The sequence below is a fragment of the Bradyrhizobium sp. 160 genome (assembly GCF_023073735.1).
GTDB lineage: Bacteria > Pseudomonadota > Alphaproteobacteria > Rhizobiales > Xanthobacteraceae > Bradyrhizobium.
The window spans coordinates 178,862-192,410 of record NZ_JADPKD010000077.1; the positions used below are offsets into that span (position 1 = coordinate 178,862).

The following is a 13,549-nucleotide window of genomic DNA, read 5'->3' on the forward strand; positions in this document are numbered from 1 at the left end:
TCACCATTCGCAAGGTTTCTCATGGCCACCTTTCACTTCGACCTCGTCTCTCCGGAAAAGCTCGCCTTCTCGGGCGAGGTCGACCAGGTCGACATCCCCGGCGTCGAGGGTGACTTCGGCGTGCTGGCAGGACATGCGCCGGTCGTCGCTGCGATCCGCCCCGGCATTCTCACCGTGACCACCGGCGGCAGGCACGAGAAGGTCATCGTGCTCGGCGGCCTTGCCGAAGTCTCCGAAAGGGGCCTGACCGTGCTCGCCGACGTCGCGACGTCGCTGGCCGAGCTCGATCGTGCGCAGTTCGCCGAGACGATCGCGGAGATGGAAGAGAATCTGAAGGAGCACGAAGGCAGCGAGCTCGATCACGCCATCGAGCGGCTGGACCACTTCAAGAGCATCCAGCACCAGCTCAACTCCACGGCTATGCACTAAGCCCCGGGGCACCGCTCCGGGGCTCAAGCCTAGAATTCGTGAACAGCTTCAGCGCTCGTCACATCCGTGGCGGGCGCTGAAGCTTTGATGCACCGTGCCGTGCGCGCCTAATTGAGCTGGCCCAATGCCGACGCAAATGGCGAAGGCACCGATGAGCCGCGGAGCGCCGCGCGGCGATGGCGCCGATGTCGGCACCTTCACCATTCGATTGCGCTTTGCCGCCGATTCTATCCGACGCTTCAAAGGCTTCGCACCAACCACAGCGCATTGCGCCGGCGGTGCTCGGCTACTGTGCATGGGGTTGTTTTCGCAGTTTTAGTTTCCGAACCCCGCGAACTGCCGTGCCACGGCGCGGTAGACGTCGCGGCGGAACGGGACCACGAGGTCGGCGACGCGGTCGAGGCGCTCCCAGCGCCAGGCGTCGAATTCCGCCGGCTGGCCGTTGCGCGGCGTCAGCGGATCGATCTCGTCGTCACGGCCGGTGAAGCGCAGCGCGAACCATTTTTGGCGCTGGCCACGGAATTTCGCCAGCCGGTGCGTCTGCGGTCCGTCGTAAGGTGGGAATTCGTAGGTGAACCAGTCGGTCTCGCCGAGATAGTCGACGCTGACGACGTTGGTCTCCTCCCAGAGCTCGCGCATCGCCGCATCGCGCAGGTTCTCGCCCTCATCGACGCCGCCCTGCGGCATCTGCCAGTCGAGGCCCGGCAGGATGATCTCGGGCCCATCGCCCTTGAAGCGGTGGCCGATCAGCACGCGGCCATCGGCGTTGAACAGGGCGATGCCCACATTTGGGCGGTAGGGCTTTTCCGTCACGCGTGCATCTTTCGTAGTCACTCCGCGCGATGGATTAGCACCGAACCTGGAACGGCAACTCGAATTATTGATCCGCCAGCGCGGAAAATTCCTTCACCACGCGTTCATAGACCGGACGCTTGAACGGGATGATCAAGCCTGGGAGGTTCTTCATCGGCTCCCAGCGCCAGCTCACGAACTCGGCCTTGTGGCCGCCGCCGCCGGGCTTTTCGACATTGATCTCGCTGTCCTTGCCGGTGAAGCGCACCGCGAACCATTTCTGGCGCTGGCCGCGGTAGCGGCCCTTCCAGGTGCGTCCGGCCACCGTGCGCGGAATGTCGTAAGTGAGCCAGTCCGGCACCTCGCCGAGCCGCTCGACCGAGCGTACGCTGGTCTCTTCATAGAGCTCGCGCTTGGCGGCTTCCCAAGTGTCCTCACCGGGATCGACGCCTCCTTGCGGCATCTGCCAGACATGGGTGTCGTCGACATGTTCGATGCCGCCGGCGCGGCGCCCGATGAACACCAGGCCTTTCGGATTGATCAGCATCACGCCGACGCAGGTCCGGTAGGGCAGATCCTCGTAACGCGCCATTCGGCCAGACCTCTCGCATGCCGTCGGTAGCACTCAAGTGGCCCCGCGAGGACCCGTGCCGTACCAATCCGTTGATTTAGCTGGATTTTGATTTCAGCATCGCGGTTGTCAATGGCACCAAAAGGATACCCCGGTCGCCCAGCGACTTGGTCCAGGCAGCGATGCGCTCAATCGAGACCGGCAGGGCCGAGGCCGTGCCGATGGCGGCGCCGCGCTCGCGCGCCGTCGCTTCGAGCTTGTTCAGGGCGCGGTCGATCTCGGTCGGCGTCGGCACCACGTCGATCGCGATGTCGCCCTTGCCGAACGGCATCGCCTGGTTGGCCGCGGCTTGGGACGCGATGCTGCGGGGTGAGGAGCCGTCGTCGAAGAAGCCGAGCCCGCGCTTGGCCGCCTCGCGGATGATCGGCTGCATCGCCGGCTCGGTCGCGATGAAGCGGGCGCCCATGAAATTGGCGAGGCCGGCATAGCCTTGCATCCGGCTCAGGTGCCAGTACAGGCGGTCCATGTTCTGATCAGTGCTGAGCGAGGTCAGCAATGTTTGCGGCCCGGGATCGTTGTCGGGGAAGTCATAGGGCTCCATCGGGATCTGAAGGAAGACCTCGTGGCGCTGGGCGCGGGCCCGCTCGGCAAGCTTGCCAGGGTCTGACCCGTAGGGTGTGAAGGCCAGCGTCACCGCGGGCGGCAGCTTCATGATCGCATCGGTGGTCTTGGCGGCACCAACCCCGAGGCCGCCGATCACGATGGCGACCACCGGCATCTTTGCAGCTTTGGCGCGGTCAGCATCGGCCGCGTAGACGTTGAACGGCTTCAAGTCCCCGGCGACCACCGGGATCATGCCGTAGCGCGACTTCTCCAGCAGTTTTGGTTCGATCCCGGCCATGACAGGAGGCGGTGCCGAAGCCGCCCCGCCTTTGTCGGTGGCCTCGCCAGCGCCGATCACCACGTCATGGCGTGCGCCGGTCGAACCGTCGATCATGGTGACGGTCTTCTGCTCACTGGGAGCGGCCTGCTTCGCCGTCTCCTTGGCCTCGTGCTGGCTGTCATGACCATGGCCGGCGGCGGCCGGCTTCTCTTCGATAGCCTTGTCCGTTGTCTTGGGCTCGTGGATCGCGATCCGCATCATCGGCTCGCCGCCGAGCGGATCTTTGTTGAAGATGGCGAAGCCGGCAAAGGTGACCAGGAACAGGAAAAGCAGGACGGCAAGCAGCTGCATGGCCGTGAACGGCAGCCGCAGCCGGCGTTTGCGGCGCGGCTTATCCTGTCCGAGCGGGGCGCTCAGATCATCGGCCGTTTCAGTCATGCGCGATCCCGAATCACTCGCAACGACGATACCACGCCGAGGTCAAGCGGCGGCAGGCCGGGATCGGCCGGGGGCATCGGGAGTTCCAAGCAAAAAGGGCGGCTTTTGCAGCCGCCCTTTGCAAGAAGTTCGTGTGCGCCGATTCTAGTTCGCCGCTTTGGGCTTGTCGGCGGCGGCCTTGTCGCCGCCCGGCGTCGGCGCGGCCGAGGCGCTGTTCTTGATGCCGTGGAGCAAATCGTCGGCAAGCTTGAGCGCCTTGTCGTCCTTGGCGTCCGGCGGGACGTAGGACTGCGAGCCGGTCTTCTCGTCGCCATCGTTCTTGAGGTGGCCGCGCAGCGACGCCTCACCCTTGGTGTCGGTGCGGGACTTCAGCTCGTCCGGCACGTCCTGAAGCACTTCGATGTCGGGCACGATGCCCTTGGCCTGGATCGACTTGCCCGACGGCGTGTAGTAGCGCGCGGTGGTCAGGCGCAGTGCGCCGTTGCCGCTTCCGAGCGGAATGATGGTCTGCACCGAGCCCTTGCCGAACGAGCGTGTGCCGACGATTGTCGCCCGCTTGTGGTCCTGCAGCGCGCCGGCGACGATCTCGGAGGCCGACGCCGAGCCGCCATTGACCAGCACGATGACCGGCTTGCCCTTGGTGAGGTCGCCCGCATGCGCGGTACGGCGCTGGGTCTCCTCAGCATTGCGGCCGCGGGTCGACACGATCTCGCCCTTCTCCAGGAAGGAGTCGGAGACGGTGACCGCTTCCTCCAGCAGGCCGCCCGGATTGTTTCGGAGATCTATAATGTAGCCCTTCAGCTTGTCGCCGATCTGGTTCGAGAGATTGCCGATCTCGCGCTTCAGGCCTTCGGTGGTCTGCTCGTTGAAGGTGGTGATGCGGATATAGGCGATGTCATCGGCTTCGACGCGCGCGCGCACCGAGCGCACGCGGATGTTGTCGCGCACCAAGGTGACGTCGAGCGGATTGTCCTGGCCCTTGCGGATGATCTTGAGCTTGATCTTGGTGTTGACCGGACCGCGCATCTTCTCGACCGCCTGGTTCAGGGTCAGGCCCTGCACCGCCTCGTCGTCGAGATTGGTGATGATGTCGTTGGCCATGATGCCGGCGCGCGAAGCCGGTGTGTCGTCGATCGGCGAGACCACCTTGATCAGGCCGTCTTCCATCGTGACCTCGATGCCGAGGCCGCCGAACTCGCCCCGGGTCTGCACCTGCATGTCACGGAAGCTCTTGGCGTCCATGTAGCTCGAATGCGGATCGAGGCCGGTGAGCATGCCGCTGATCGCGGATTCGATCAGCTTGGTGTCGTCGGGCTTCTCGACATAGTCGGAGCGCACGCGCTCGAAGACGTCGCCGAACAGATTCAGCTGGCGATAGGTGTCCGCGGTGGCGGCTCGCGCGCTGGAGCCCATGAACACGGCGCGCGGCTGGGTCACGAACAGCGTCAGCGCCGCGCCAGTGGCCGCGCTGAGGAGGATTACTGAAGTCTTGCGCATCATCCGCGAACCTTCTCGCCTTCATTTGCGGCCCACCATGGGCCTGGATCGATTGGAGTGCCGTCTTTACGGAACTCGACATACAGCACAGGTTGACTCGCGTTCGTGGCGAGAATGGAGGCGACCTGAGAGGTCGACCCCATGGTCGCGACCGGCTCCCCCGTGAGCACAAACTGTCCGATGTTGACCGAAATGCGCTCCATCCCGGCGATCAGGACATGATACCCGCCCCCGGCATTGAGGATCAAGAGTTGTCCATAGCTGCGGAAGGGGCCGGCATAGACCACCCAGCCGTCACACGGCGTTGTGACCTGAGAGCCCGGCTTGGTGGCCAGTGAAATGCCCTTCTGGACCCCGCCGATCCCGTCGGAACCACCAAAGTCCCTGATCTTGTTACCATTAACCGGAAGAGGCAGGAGCCCCTTGGCCGACGCGAAGGCCATCGCGGGCGTGGTCCGGGACCGGTCCTTGAAAGCGCCCGGGCCGGACTTGGCGCTGGCGGCCGCCTTCGCCTCGGCCTGCCTTGCCGCCTCGGCCGCCTTCTCAGCGGCCTTGGCGGCGCTTTGCAGATCCTGCTCCATCTTGGCGATCAGGCCCTGGAGATCGCCGACCTGCTTTGACAGCATGATCGCGCGCGAATTCTCGGCGTCGAGATCCTTTTCCCGCGCCGCTTGCAGGCGCTGCCGCTCGTCGACCAAAGCAGTGAGCCGGCTCTGGTCGTTGCGGACCCGGTCGCGGTCGAGGGCGAGCTGGTCGCGTTCGGTGGCGATGTTCTTGCGCAGGGCGACGAGCTCGCCGAGGTCGCCGGCGATCTTCTCGGCGCGGCCGCGCAACTCCGGCACGACGGCGCCCAGCAGCATCGCGGTGCGCAGCGACTGCAGCGCATCTTCGGGGCGCACCAGCAGCGCGGGTGGCGTGCGCCTTCCGGCGCGCTGCAAGGCGGCCAGCACTTCGACGATGTCGGCGCGGCGCGAATCGAGCGAGGCGCGCAGCTGTTGCTCGCGGCCGTTCAGGGTCCGCAGCCGGGCTTCGGCTTCGTCGATCTTGGTCTCGACGGTGCGCACATTGGCGGCGGTGTCGATCAGCTGCTGATTGAGTTGAGTGCGGTCCTGGCCGAGCGCGGTGATCTCGGCCTTGAGCTTGGCCTGCGCTTCCTCCGCGCTCTTCTGCCTGGCGCGCGCGGCCTCGAGCTCCTGCTCGCGCTGCTTGATTACATCGGGCGAGACAGCCGCGGTCTGCGGCGGCGTCGCCGTCTGAGCGTGCGCGAGGCTTGTGCCTGCGAGGCCAGTGATCAGCAGTAGGTTGAGAATCGGCGCACGCATCTCGTCGGCAAAGGTGCTCGTTGTGGCGCGCATCACGCGCGGTGATAGGGGTGGCCGGCCAGAATGGTGGCGGCCCTATAAAGCTGTTCCAGAAGCATGACGCGGACCATTTGGTGCGGCCAGGTCGCAGAGCCGAACGCGATCGCGAGCTTGGCCTTACGGCGCAATTCGGGCGAAAGTCCGTCCGCCCCTCCGATCACGAAGATAGTATGTCCGGCGCCTTCGTCCCGCCAGCGCGCCAGATGCCGTGCGAATACGGTGGAGTCCAGATTCTGACCGCGCTCGTCCAGCGCCACCAGGACCGCCTTCTCCGGAATATGGGCCGAGATCGCCGCGGCCTCTTCAGCCATCCGCGTTGCTGCGTCGCGCGCCCGGCTCTCCGCAAGTTCGTAAATCGAGAGGTCGCGAAATCCGAGCTTGCGGCCGGCCTCGGCGAACCGCTCGAAATAACGGTCGGCAAGCTCCCGTTCGGGGCCCTGCTTCAGCCGGCCCACCGCAATGACAGCAACACGCATGGTAGCTTCAGCGTCGTGTTTTCAAGGTCGCGCGCATCAGACGCGCGCACGACGCTAGCATGCGCGTCAGCCGATTCGAAATCGGCTCGTCAGGCCTCTAGATCGCCTTCGCCGCCCCTGGGCCCTGCGTGTACAATCGCTCGAGATTGTAGAACTCGCGGACCTCGGGTCTGAACACGTGCACGATCACGTCGCCGGAATCGATCAGCACCCAGTCGCAATTGGGCAAGCCCTCGACATGGATGTTCTTGATGCCGTTTTCCTTGAGGCTTTTGGTGACGTTTTCCGCGATCGCGCCAACGTGCCGGTTAACCCGGCCGGTGGTAACGATCATGTAGTCGGAGTACGCCGATTTGCCGCGAAGGTCGATGGTGACCGTCTCTTCCGCCTTCATGTCCTCGAGGCGGGAGAGGATCAGGCTCAGCGTCTTGTCGGCGTCGGGTTGCGCCGTCAAGGCAGCTTTGGGCGATGTTTTACGCGTAGGCTTAGCAACCTTGGGTAAAACAGACTTGGACAATACAGATGTGGCCAGGGACCATTCCTTTCACTGTATCGCGAACGCCGAATCCGGCGCTCACCGGTTACACTACATCATGTGGGGTTAAGGGTTTCAATATGCCAGAGAGCCCCAAATCCACACACTCCGTCTCACTTCGTACCTATTCTCACTTCGTACCTTTCCAGCTCCCGTCCGGGTTCCGCAGGCCCGTCGACGAGAGATTCAGCTTCAATCCGGTCAGGAACACCCAGGCCGGCGCCGGCCGATCCGCAAGCAGTGCCGCCTTATTCTCGGGCAAGCGGTAGCGCGCCAGTGCCTTGGCGGCAGGAGAGGCGAGGGCACGAAAACTTTGCGGCGGGCGATCGATGACCGCAATCGGCACCTGGGCGGCGATCCGCCGCCAGTCCTGCCAACGGTGGAATTGAGCGAGGTTGTCGGCGCCCATGATCCAGACAAAGCGCAAGCCGGGCAAACGGCGGCGCAAGATGTTGATCGTGTCGATAGTGTAACGCGTGCGAATGACGGATTCGAGACAGCTCACCTCGATCCTGGGATCGGCCGCGACGTCACGCGCCGCCTGCATGCGCGCGCCGATCTCATGCAGCGTGCCGTTCTCCTTGAGCGGATTGCCTGGCGTCACCAGCCACCAGACGCGATCGAGCTGTAATCGCTTGAGCGCGAATTGGCTGATGGCGCGATGGGCCTGGTGCGGCGGATTGAACGAGCCGCCGAGCAGGCCGACGCGCATGCCCTGGGTGTAGGGCGGGATCGCTTGCGCCACAAAACGCGGCACGACGAAATTGTTGCTCAATGCCCGCCCCGAGCGGCTACGGCCGCGTCTGCCCGGTGCCAAGGACCCGGTATTTGAAGCTCGTCAGCTGCTCGGCGCCAACAGGTCCGCGGGCATGGAAGCGGCCGGTGGCGATGCCGATCTCCGCGCCGAAGCCGAACTCGCCGCCATCGGCAAACTGCGTCGAAGCGTTGTGCAGCACGATCGCGGAATCGACCTCGCTCAGGAACTTCTTGGCGGCGACCTCGTCTGCGCTCACGATCGCGTCGGTGTGATGCGAGCCGTGGTTCCGGATGTGCGCAATCGCGCCGTCGACGCCGTCGACCACTTTCGCTGCGATGATCGCGTCGAGATATTCAGTATCCCAATCGTCTTCGCTGGCAGGCTTTACGCGTGCGTCGGTCTTCTGCACGGCATCGTCGCCGCGCACTTCGCAGCCGGCGTCCAGCAGCATCTCGACCAGCGGCTTCAGGCTCCTTGCGGCTCCCGCACGATCGACCAGCAGCGTCTCGGCGGCGCCGCAGACACCGGTGCGGCGCATTTTGGCGTTGAGCACGATCGATTTTGCCATGGCGAGGTCGGCGCTGGCATCGATGTAGACGTGATTGACCCCTTCGAGATGCGCGAACACCGGCACCCGCGCTTCCTGCTCGACGCGCGCGACGAGGCTCTTGCCGCCGCGCGGCACGATCACGTCGATCGCGCCGCTCAATCCTGACAGCATCATGCCGACCGCCGCGCGGTCGCGCGTCGGCACCAGCGTGATCGCGGCTTCGGGCAGGCCGGCTTCGCGCAGGCCTTGCACGAGGCATTCATGGATGGCGCGGCAGGAGCGGAAACTGTCGGAGCCGCCGCGCAGGATCACGGCATTGCCGGACTTCAGGCACAGCACGCCGGCATCGGCCGCAACATTCGGCCGGCTCTCGAAGATCACGCCGACGACGCCGAGCGGCACGCGCACGCGCTCGATGGTCAGGCCGTTCGGCCGCTGCCAGCTCTCGGTGACGACACCGATCGGATCGGCAATGCCGCGCACGGTGCTGATGCCCTCGGCCATTCCTTCGACGCGCGCCGGCGTCAGCGTCAGGCGGTCGATGAAGGAGGAGGTCGCGTTGCCGGAGGCGCGGGCTTCAGCGACGTCCTCGGCGTTGGCGGCGAGGATCGCCGCAGCGTTGCCGCGGATCGCCCGCTCAATGGCTTCCAGCGCCCGGTTCTTCTGCTCCGGCGGCGCCAGCGCGAGCACGCGCGCGGCAGCGCGGGCACGGGTACCGAGATCGGACATCAGCGCCTGGAGATCGGCATTGCCGTCAACGGCTTTGAGGGGGGCGGCCATGGGAGTCAACCTTCTGCTAAGGCGGTGTCCTAGCACGGAAATCCTGCGTCTGCGAAGGGCGGGGACGGTATGGCTGGTCTCCCGGCGAAATGGTGCAACAAGGCCATTGGCCCAACCGCGATGTCATGGCCGGGCTTGACCCGGCCATCCACGCCTCTTGCGGCTCGAAGAAGGTGAATGCCCGGGACAAGCCTGGGCCTGACGGCAAAGGCCTACCCGCCCACCACCAGGTCGTCGCGGTGGATCATCTCCGACCGCCCGCTGATGCCGAGGATCGCCATCACGTCCGGGGAGGAGCGGCCCTTGATCCGCTCGGCGACATCGGCGTCATAGGCGATCAGGCCGCGGCCGACCTCGCTGGCGTCGGGACCGCGCACGATCACGGCGTCGCCGCGGGCGAACTGGCCCTCGACCCTGATCACGCCGGCCGGCAGCAGGCTGGCGCCGGCGCGCAGCGCCGTCACCGCGCCGGCATCGATGGTCAGCGTGCCCTTCGGCTCCAGCGTGCCCGCGATCCAGCGCTTGCGCGAGGTGATGGGATTGGCCGGCGTCAGGAACCAGGTGCAGCGGCCGCCATCGGCGATGGCCTGGAGGGGGTGCTCGATCTTGCCGGAGGCGATCAGCATGTGCGTCCCGCCCGTGGTGGCGATCTTGGCCGCCTCGACCTTGGTGCGCATGCCGCCGCGCGATAGCTCGGACTCGGCGTCCCCGGCCACCGCCTCGATCTCTGAGGAGATGCTCTCGACCACCGGAATGAGTGTTGCGTTCGGATTGTTCTTGGGCGGAGCGTCGTAGAGGCCATCAATGTCGGACAGCAGCACCAGCAGGTCGGCGCTCGCCATGGTGGCGACGCGCGCGGCAAGGCGGTCATTGTCGCCGTAGCGGATCTCGTTGGTGGCCACCGTGTCATTCTCGTTGATCACGGGAATGGCGCGCCATTCCAGCAGCTTGCCGATGGTGGAGCGCGCATTGAGATAGCGGCGGCGCTCCTCGGTGTCCTGAAGCGTCACCAGGATCTGGCCGGCTTCGATGCCGTGCGCCCCGAGCACTTCCGACCAGATTCGCGCCAGCGCGATCTGGCCGACGGCGGCGGCGGCCTGGCTCTCCTCGAGCTTCAGCGGGCCGCGCGGCAATTTGAGGCGGCTGCGACCGAGCGCGATCGAACCGGAGGAGACCACCAGCACATCGCGGCCCTCGCGGTGCAGCTTGGCCATGTCGTCCGCCAGCGCCGCGAGCCAGGACGCACGCACTTCACCCCTGTCGGAATCGACCAGCAGCGCGGAGCCGACCTTGACGACGATCCGGCGGAATTGACTGAGTTCGGGGCTGGCCATGTGGGTAGATGTGTTGGCGCTGGATGCAAATTGTTCGGAAAATGGCGGAGCGACAGGCGGAGCCGATGAGCTCTGCTTTTGCAGCAGGACGGTGACGGGCGCAAGGCAGCCGCCATGGTAAACGGCGAATGTCGGCCTTGTGCCGGGCGTCCGCCCGGCTCTAATTGCGGCTCAACGATAAAGGGCCGAAGAGGAAACGAATGGATCGCCGCAAATTCATGGCCGGATGTCTCGGGCTGCCGCTGCTGGCGCAGGCGGGTGGGGCGCAAGCGCAGGTCGGGCTCACAAAGATCATCTTCCCGTTCGCAGCGGGAGCAGGCGGCGACACGCTGTGCCGGCTGATCGCGCTGGAGATGGCGCCGGTGCTGCAACGGACCATCGTGGTCGAGAACCGCACCGGCGGCGACGGGCTGATCGGCATCAAGGCGGTCAAAGGCGGCAGTCCCGACGGCAGCATGGTGCTGGTGACGACGGGGCCGACCATGTATCTGCTGCCGATGGTGGAGACGACGCCGAGCTTCGACACGGCGAAGGACTTCTTGCCGGTGTCGCTCTTGGCGCGGTTCGAATTTGCGCTGGTGATCAACCCGGCGGTCGAGGCCACTGATTTCAAGAGCTTTGTGACGTGGCTGAAGGCGCATCCGGACAAGACCTCGTTCGGTGTGCCGAGCAATGGCACCATCCCGCATTTCATGGGCTCCAAGCTCGAGAAGGATCTCGGCATTCCCCTGACCCGCGTGCCCTATCGCGGCAGCGCACCCATCCTCAACGACATCGTCGGCGGCCACATCTCGTTCGGCATCACCACGTTGGCCGATGCTCTGCCCCAACATCGTGCCAAGGGCGTGAAGATCATCGCGGTCGCGAGCGCGGAACGATCGCCGTTTGCACCAGACGTTCCGACGCTGAGGGAGAGCGGCATCGATCTTGTCGCCGACGCCTGGTACGGCATGTGGCTTCCGGCGGGCAGCTCGCCGGAGTTCGCGAGCAAGCTCGGTGCCGCCGCGCGCGCTGCGCTCGCCAAGCCCGAGGTGAAGGAGAAGCTGACGGCGATCGGGCTCATTCCGGTCGGGTCGACACCGGAAGGCTTGACGAAAGAGCTCGCAGCAAACATCGCGCTATGGCAACCGATCGTGAAGGCGACGGGATACCGGATCGAGAAGATCGGGAGGCGCGCCCCACACTCCACCGTCATGGCCGGGCTTGACCCGGCCATCCACGTGCATCCGCAAATGACGTGAGACGTGGATGCCCGGGTCAAGCCCGGGCATGACGCGTTGAGAAAGCGTCGCGCGCCCTCTTTCTCCTCATCCTGAGGAGCGCGCTCTTGCGCGCGTCTCGACGGATGAAAGGCTCGGCTGGCGCAGCGGGGCCTGCATGGTTCGAGACGGCGCTTCGCGCCTCCTCACCATGAGGGGCTTAGAGCTTCCCTCGCTGCGCGATGCCGTCCTTGATCGTCGCCAGTTCGGCTTCGTCCCAGACGCCGATCAGAATGCCGCCCTTTACCTGGAGCTGGTTGTCCGCATAGGCCGCGATCTTCTCGCGCGGCGTCGTAATGTGGTCGTTCGGATGCAGCGCCCAGTCGAACAACTCGGCCTGCAACCGCGCGATGATGCCGGCGCACTCGGGGTCGTCGCCGCGGTCCACAAATTCGGCCGGATCGGTTTCGAGGTCATACAGCATGGGGCGGAAGCCGGAGGCGTGGATATATTTCCAGCGGCCGTCAAACACCATGAACAGGCGGCAGCGCTCGATCGGCTGGTTCAACTTCAGCCGCACATCCTGCATGGCGTAGTCATATTCGGAGAACGCCACCTTGCGCCAATCTGATGGCGTGCGGCCGCGCAGCAGCGGCAGCAGCGAACGCCCTTCGAGAATGTGTCCCGGCACCTTGCCACCGAAATAATCGACGAAAGTCGGCGCGAGGTCGATGGCCTCGACCAGCGCGTCGCTGCGTGTGCCGCGCGTGGCGTCGGCCTCTTGCGACGGATCGATCACGATCAGCGGAATCTTCGCTGATTGCTCGTGGAACAGGTCCTTCTCGCCCATCCAGTGATCACCGAGATAATCGCCGTGATCGGAGGTGAACACGATCATGGTTGTCTCCAACAGGCCGCGCGCCTCCAGGAATTTCATCAGCACGCCCATCTGGTCGTCGATCTGGGTGATCAGGCCCATATAGGTCGGGATCACTTTCTCGCGGGCAACGTCGCGTGCCATGTTGCGGGAGTAGCGCATGTCCATGTAGGCGCCGAACACCGGATGCGGATTCTGGCGCTCGCGCTCGGAGCGGATCACCGGAATCATGTCTGACGTCGAATACATGCTGGCGTAGGGCTCTGGCGCGATATAGGGCCAGTGCGGCTTGATGTAGGACAGATGCAGGCACCACGGCCTGCCATCGGTCTCGGCCTCGGTGATGAAGTCCATCGCACGCCGCGTCATGTAGGGCGTCTCGGAGTGCGCGTCCGGCACGCGCGCGGCCTTGTCGGCATGCACCAGCAGCCAGCCGTTCTGCAACGAGCCGTCGTCGGCCGCGCCGGAATTGGCCCAATGCTCCCAGGGATTGGTAGCCTCAAAGCCCTGCTGGCGCAGATATTCATCGTATTTCGGGCGCGGTCGACCGGTCGGGTGCAGGCCGTCATCACGCTCGTAAGGTTCAAAGCCGCATTCGGCGACATGCACGCCGATGACCGATTCCGGCGGGATGCCGAGCGCCTTCATGCCTTCCAGATCGGGCGCCATGTGGGTCTTGCCAACCAGCACGTTGCGCACGCCGATCTTGTTGAGGTGATCGCCGAGCGTGGGCTCGCCGACGCGCAAGGGCCAGCCGTTCCAGTGCGAGCCGTGCGAGCGCATGTAGCGTCCGGTGTAGAACGACATCCGCGACGGACCGCAGATCGGCGACTGCACATAGGCCTTGGTGAAGAGCACGCCGCGCTGGGCCATGGCATCGATATTCGGCGTTTTCAGCGTAGGATGGCCGGTGCAGCCGAGATAGTCATAGCGAAGCTGGTCGCACATGATCCAGAGAACGTTCTTCGCGCGCGCCATGCGTCTCGCTCCTGACTTCGTTTGCTGGATATTGCGCTATCGATGGCGCGAAGAAAACCTCTCCCGAACGGAGATGTCGGCATAGGCTGCCT

Annotated in this window: 13 protein-coding genes; 2 read left to right on the forward strand and 11 right to left on the reverse strand. The window is 65.1% G+C overall.

The annotated features are described in order from the left end of the window. Positions 1-21 precede the first annotated feature (21 nt). Positions 22-429, forward strand: coding sequence for a F0F1 ATP synthase subunit epsilon (locus tag IVA98_RS32915; RefSeq protein WP_247281228.1), 408 nt, complete (start codon positions 22-24; stop codon positions 427-429). A 315-nt stretch (positions 430-744) separates the two neighbouring features. On the opposite strand, the gene IVA98_RS32920 is transcribed toward IVA98_RS32915, so the two are convergent. The 10 genes from IVA98_RS32920 to proB form a co-directional block, all read right to left on the reverse strand. Then, positions 745-1,242: an RNA pyrophosphohydrolase gene (locus IVA98_RS32920; protein ID WP_247300029.1), complete on the reverse strand. Its 498-nt coding sequence runs from the start codon at positions 1,240-1,242 to the stop codon at positions 745-747. A 64-nt stretch (positions 1,243-1,306) separates the two neighbouring features. Next, positions 1,307-1,813 (reverse strand): RNA pyrophosphohydrolase, encoded by a 507-nt coding sequence (locus IVA98_RS32925; RefSeq protein ID WP_247300030.1) that lies wholly within the window; start codon positions 1,811-1,813, stop codon positions 1,307-1,309. A gap of 76 nt (positions 1,814-1,889) precedes the next feature. Next, positions 1,890-3,113, reverse strand: a complete 1,224-nt coding sequence (locus tag IVA98_RS32930) for a divergent polysaccharide deacetylase family protein (RefSeq protein WP_247300031.1) — start codon at positions 3,111-3,113, stop codon at positions 1,890-1,892. A gap of 144 nt (positions 3,114-3,257) precedes the next feature. Further along, positions 3,258-4,613 (reverse strand): S41 family peptidase, encoded by a 1,356-nt coding sequence (locus IVA98_RS32935; RefSeq protein ID WP_247281224.1) that lies wholly within the window; start codon positions 4,611-4,613, stop codon positions 3,258-3,260. After that, positions 4,610-5,932 (reverse strand): murein hydrolase activator EnvC family protein, encoded by a 1,323-nt coding sequence (locus IVA98_RS32940; protein WP_247300068.1) that lies wholly within the window; start codon positions 5,930-5,932, stop codon positions 4,610-4,612. The genes IVA98_RS32935 and IVA98_RS32940 overlap by 4 nt, the downstream gene beginning before the upstream one ends. Positions 5,933-5,964: 32 nt before the next feature. Beyond that, positions 5,965-6,447, reverse strand: a complete 483-nt coding sequence (gene rlmH, locus IVA98_RS32945) for a 23S rRNA (pseudouridine(1915)-N(3))-methyltransferase RlmH (RefSeq protein ID WP_247281223.1) — start codon at positions 6,445-6,447, stop codon at positions 5,965-5,967. A gap of 97 nt (positions 6,448-6,544) precedes the next feature. Next, on the reverse strand, positions 6,545-6,901 hold the full coding sequence (gene rsfS, locus IVA98_RS32950) for a ribosome silencing factor (RefSeq protein ID WP_247300032.1): 357 nt from the start codon (positions 6,899-6,901) through the stop codon (positions 6,545-6,547). Between the two features lie 211 nt (positions 6,902-7,112). Next, on the reverse strand, positions 7,113-7,757 hold the full coding sequence (locus IVA98_RS32955; RefSeq protein WP_247300034.1) for a nicotinate-nucleotide adenylyltransferase: 645 nt from the start codon (positions 7,755-7,757) through the stop codon (positions 7,113-7,115). Positions 7,758-7,773: 16 nt separating this feature from the next. Next, entirely contained in the window at positions 7,774-9,069 is a 1,296-nt protein-coding gene (locus IVA98_RS32960; RefSeq protein ID WP_247300036.1) for a glutamate-5-semialdehyde dehydrogenase, read from the reverse strand. Between the two features lie 212 nt (positions 9,070-9,281). Continuing rightward, positions 9,282-10,403, reverse strand: a complete 1,122-nt coding sequence (gene proB / locus IVA98_RS32965) for a glutamate 5-kinase (protein ID WP_247300038.1) — start codon at positions 10,401-10,403, stop codon at positions 9,282-9,284. 200 nt (positions 10,404-10,603) lie between these two features. Here proB and IVA98_RS32970 point away from each other — a divergent pair, with 200 nt between their 5' ends. Continuing rightward, the gene (locus IVA98_RS32970; protein ID WP_247356446.1) at positions 10,604-11,644 is read left to right on the forward strand and encodes a Bug family tripartite tricarboxylate transporter substrate binding protein; all 1,041 of its coding nucleotides are present in this window, start codon (positions 10,604-10,606) and stop codon (positions 11,642-11,644) included. Between the two features lie 178 nt (positions 11,645-11,822). Here IVA98_RS32970 and IVA98_RS32975 read toward each other — a convergent pair whose 3' ends face one another. Beyond that, entirely contained in the window at positions 11,823-13,457 is a 1,635-nt protein-coding gene (locus IVA98_RS32975; protein ID WP_247356448.1) for an alkaline phosphatase family protein, read from the reverse strand. Positions 13,458-13,549: the final 92 nt, after the last annotated feature.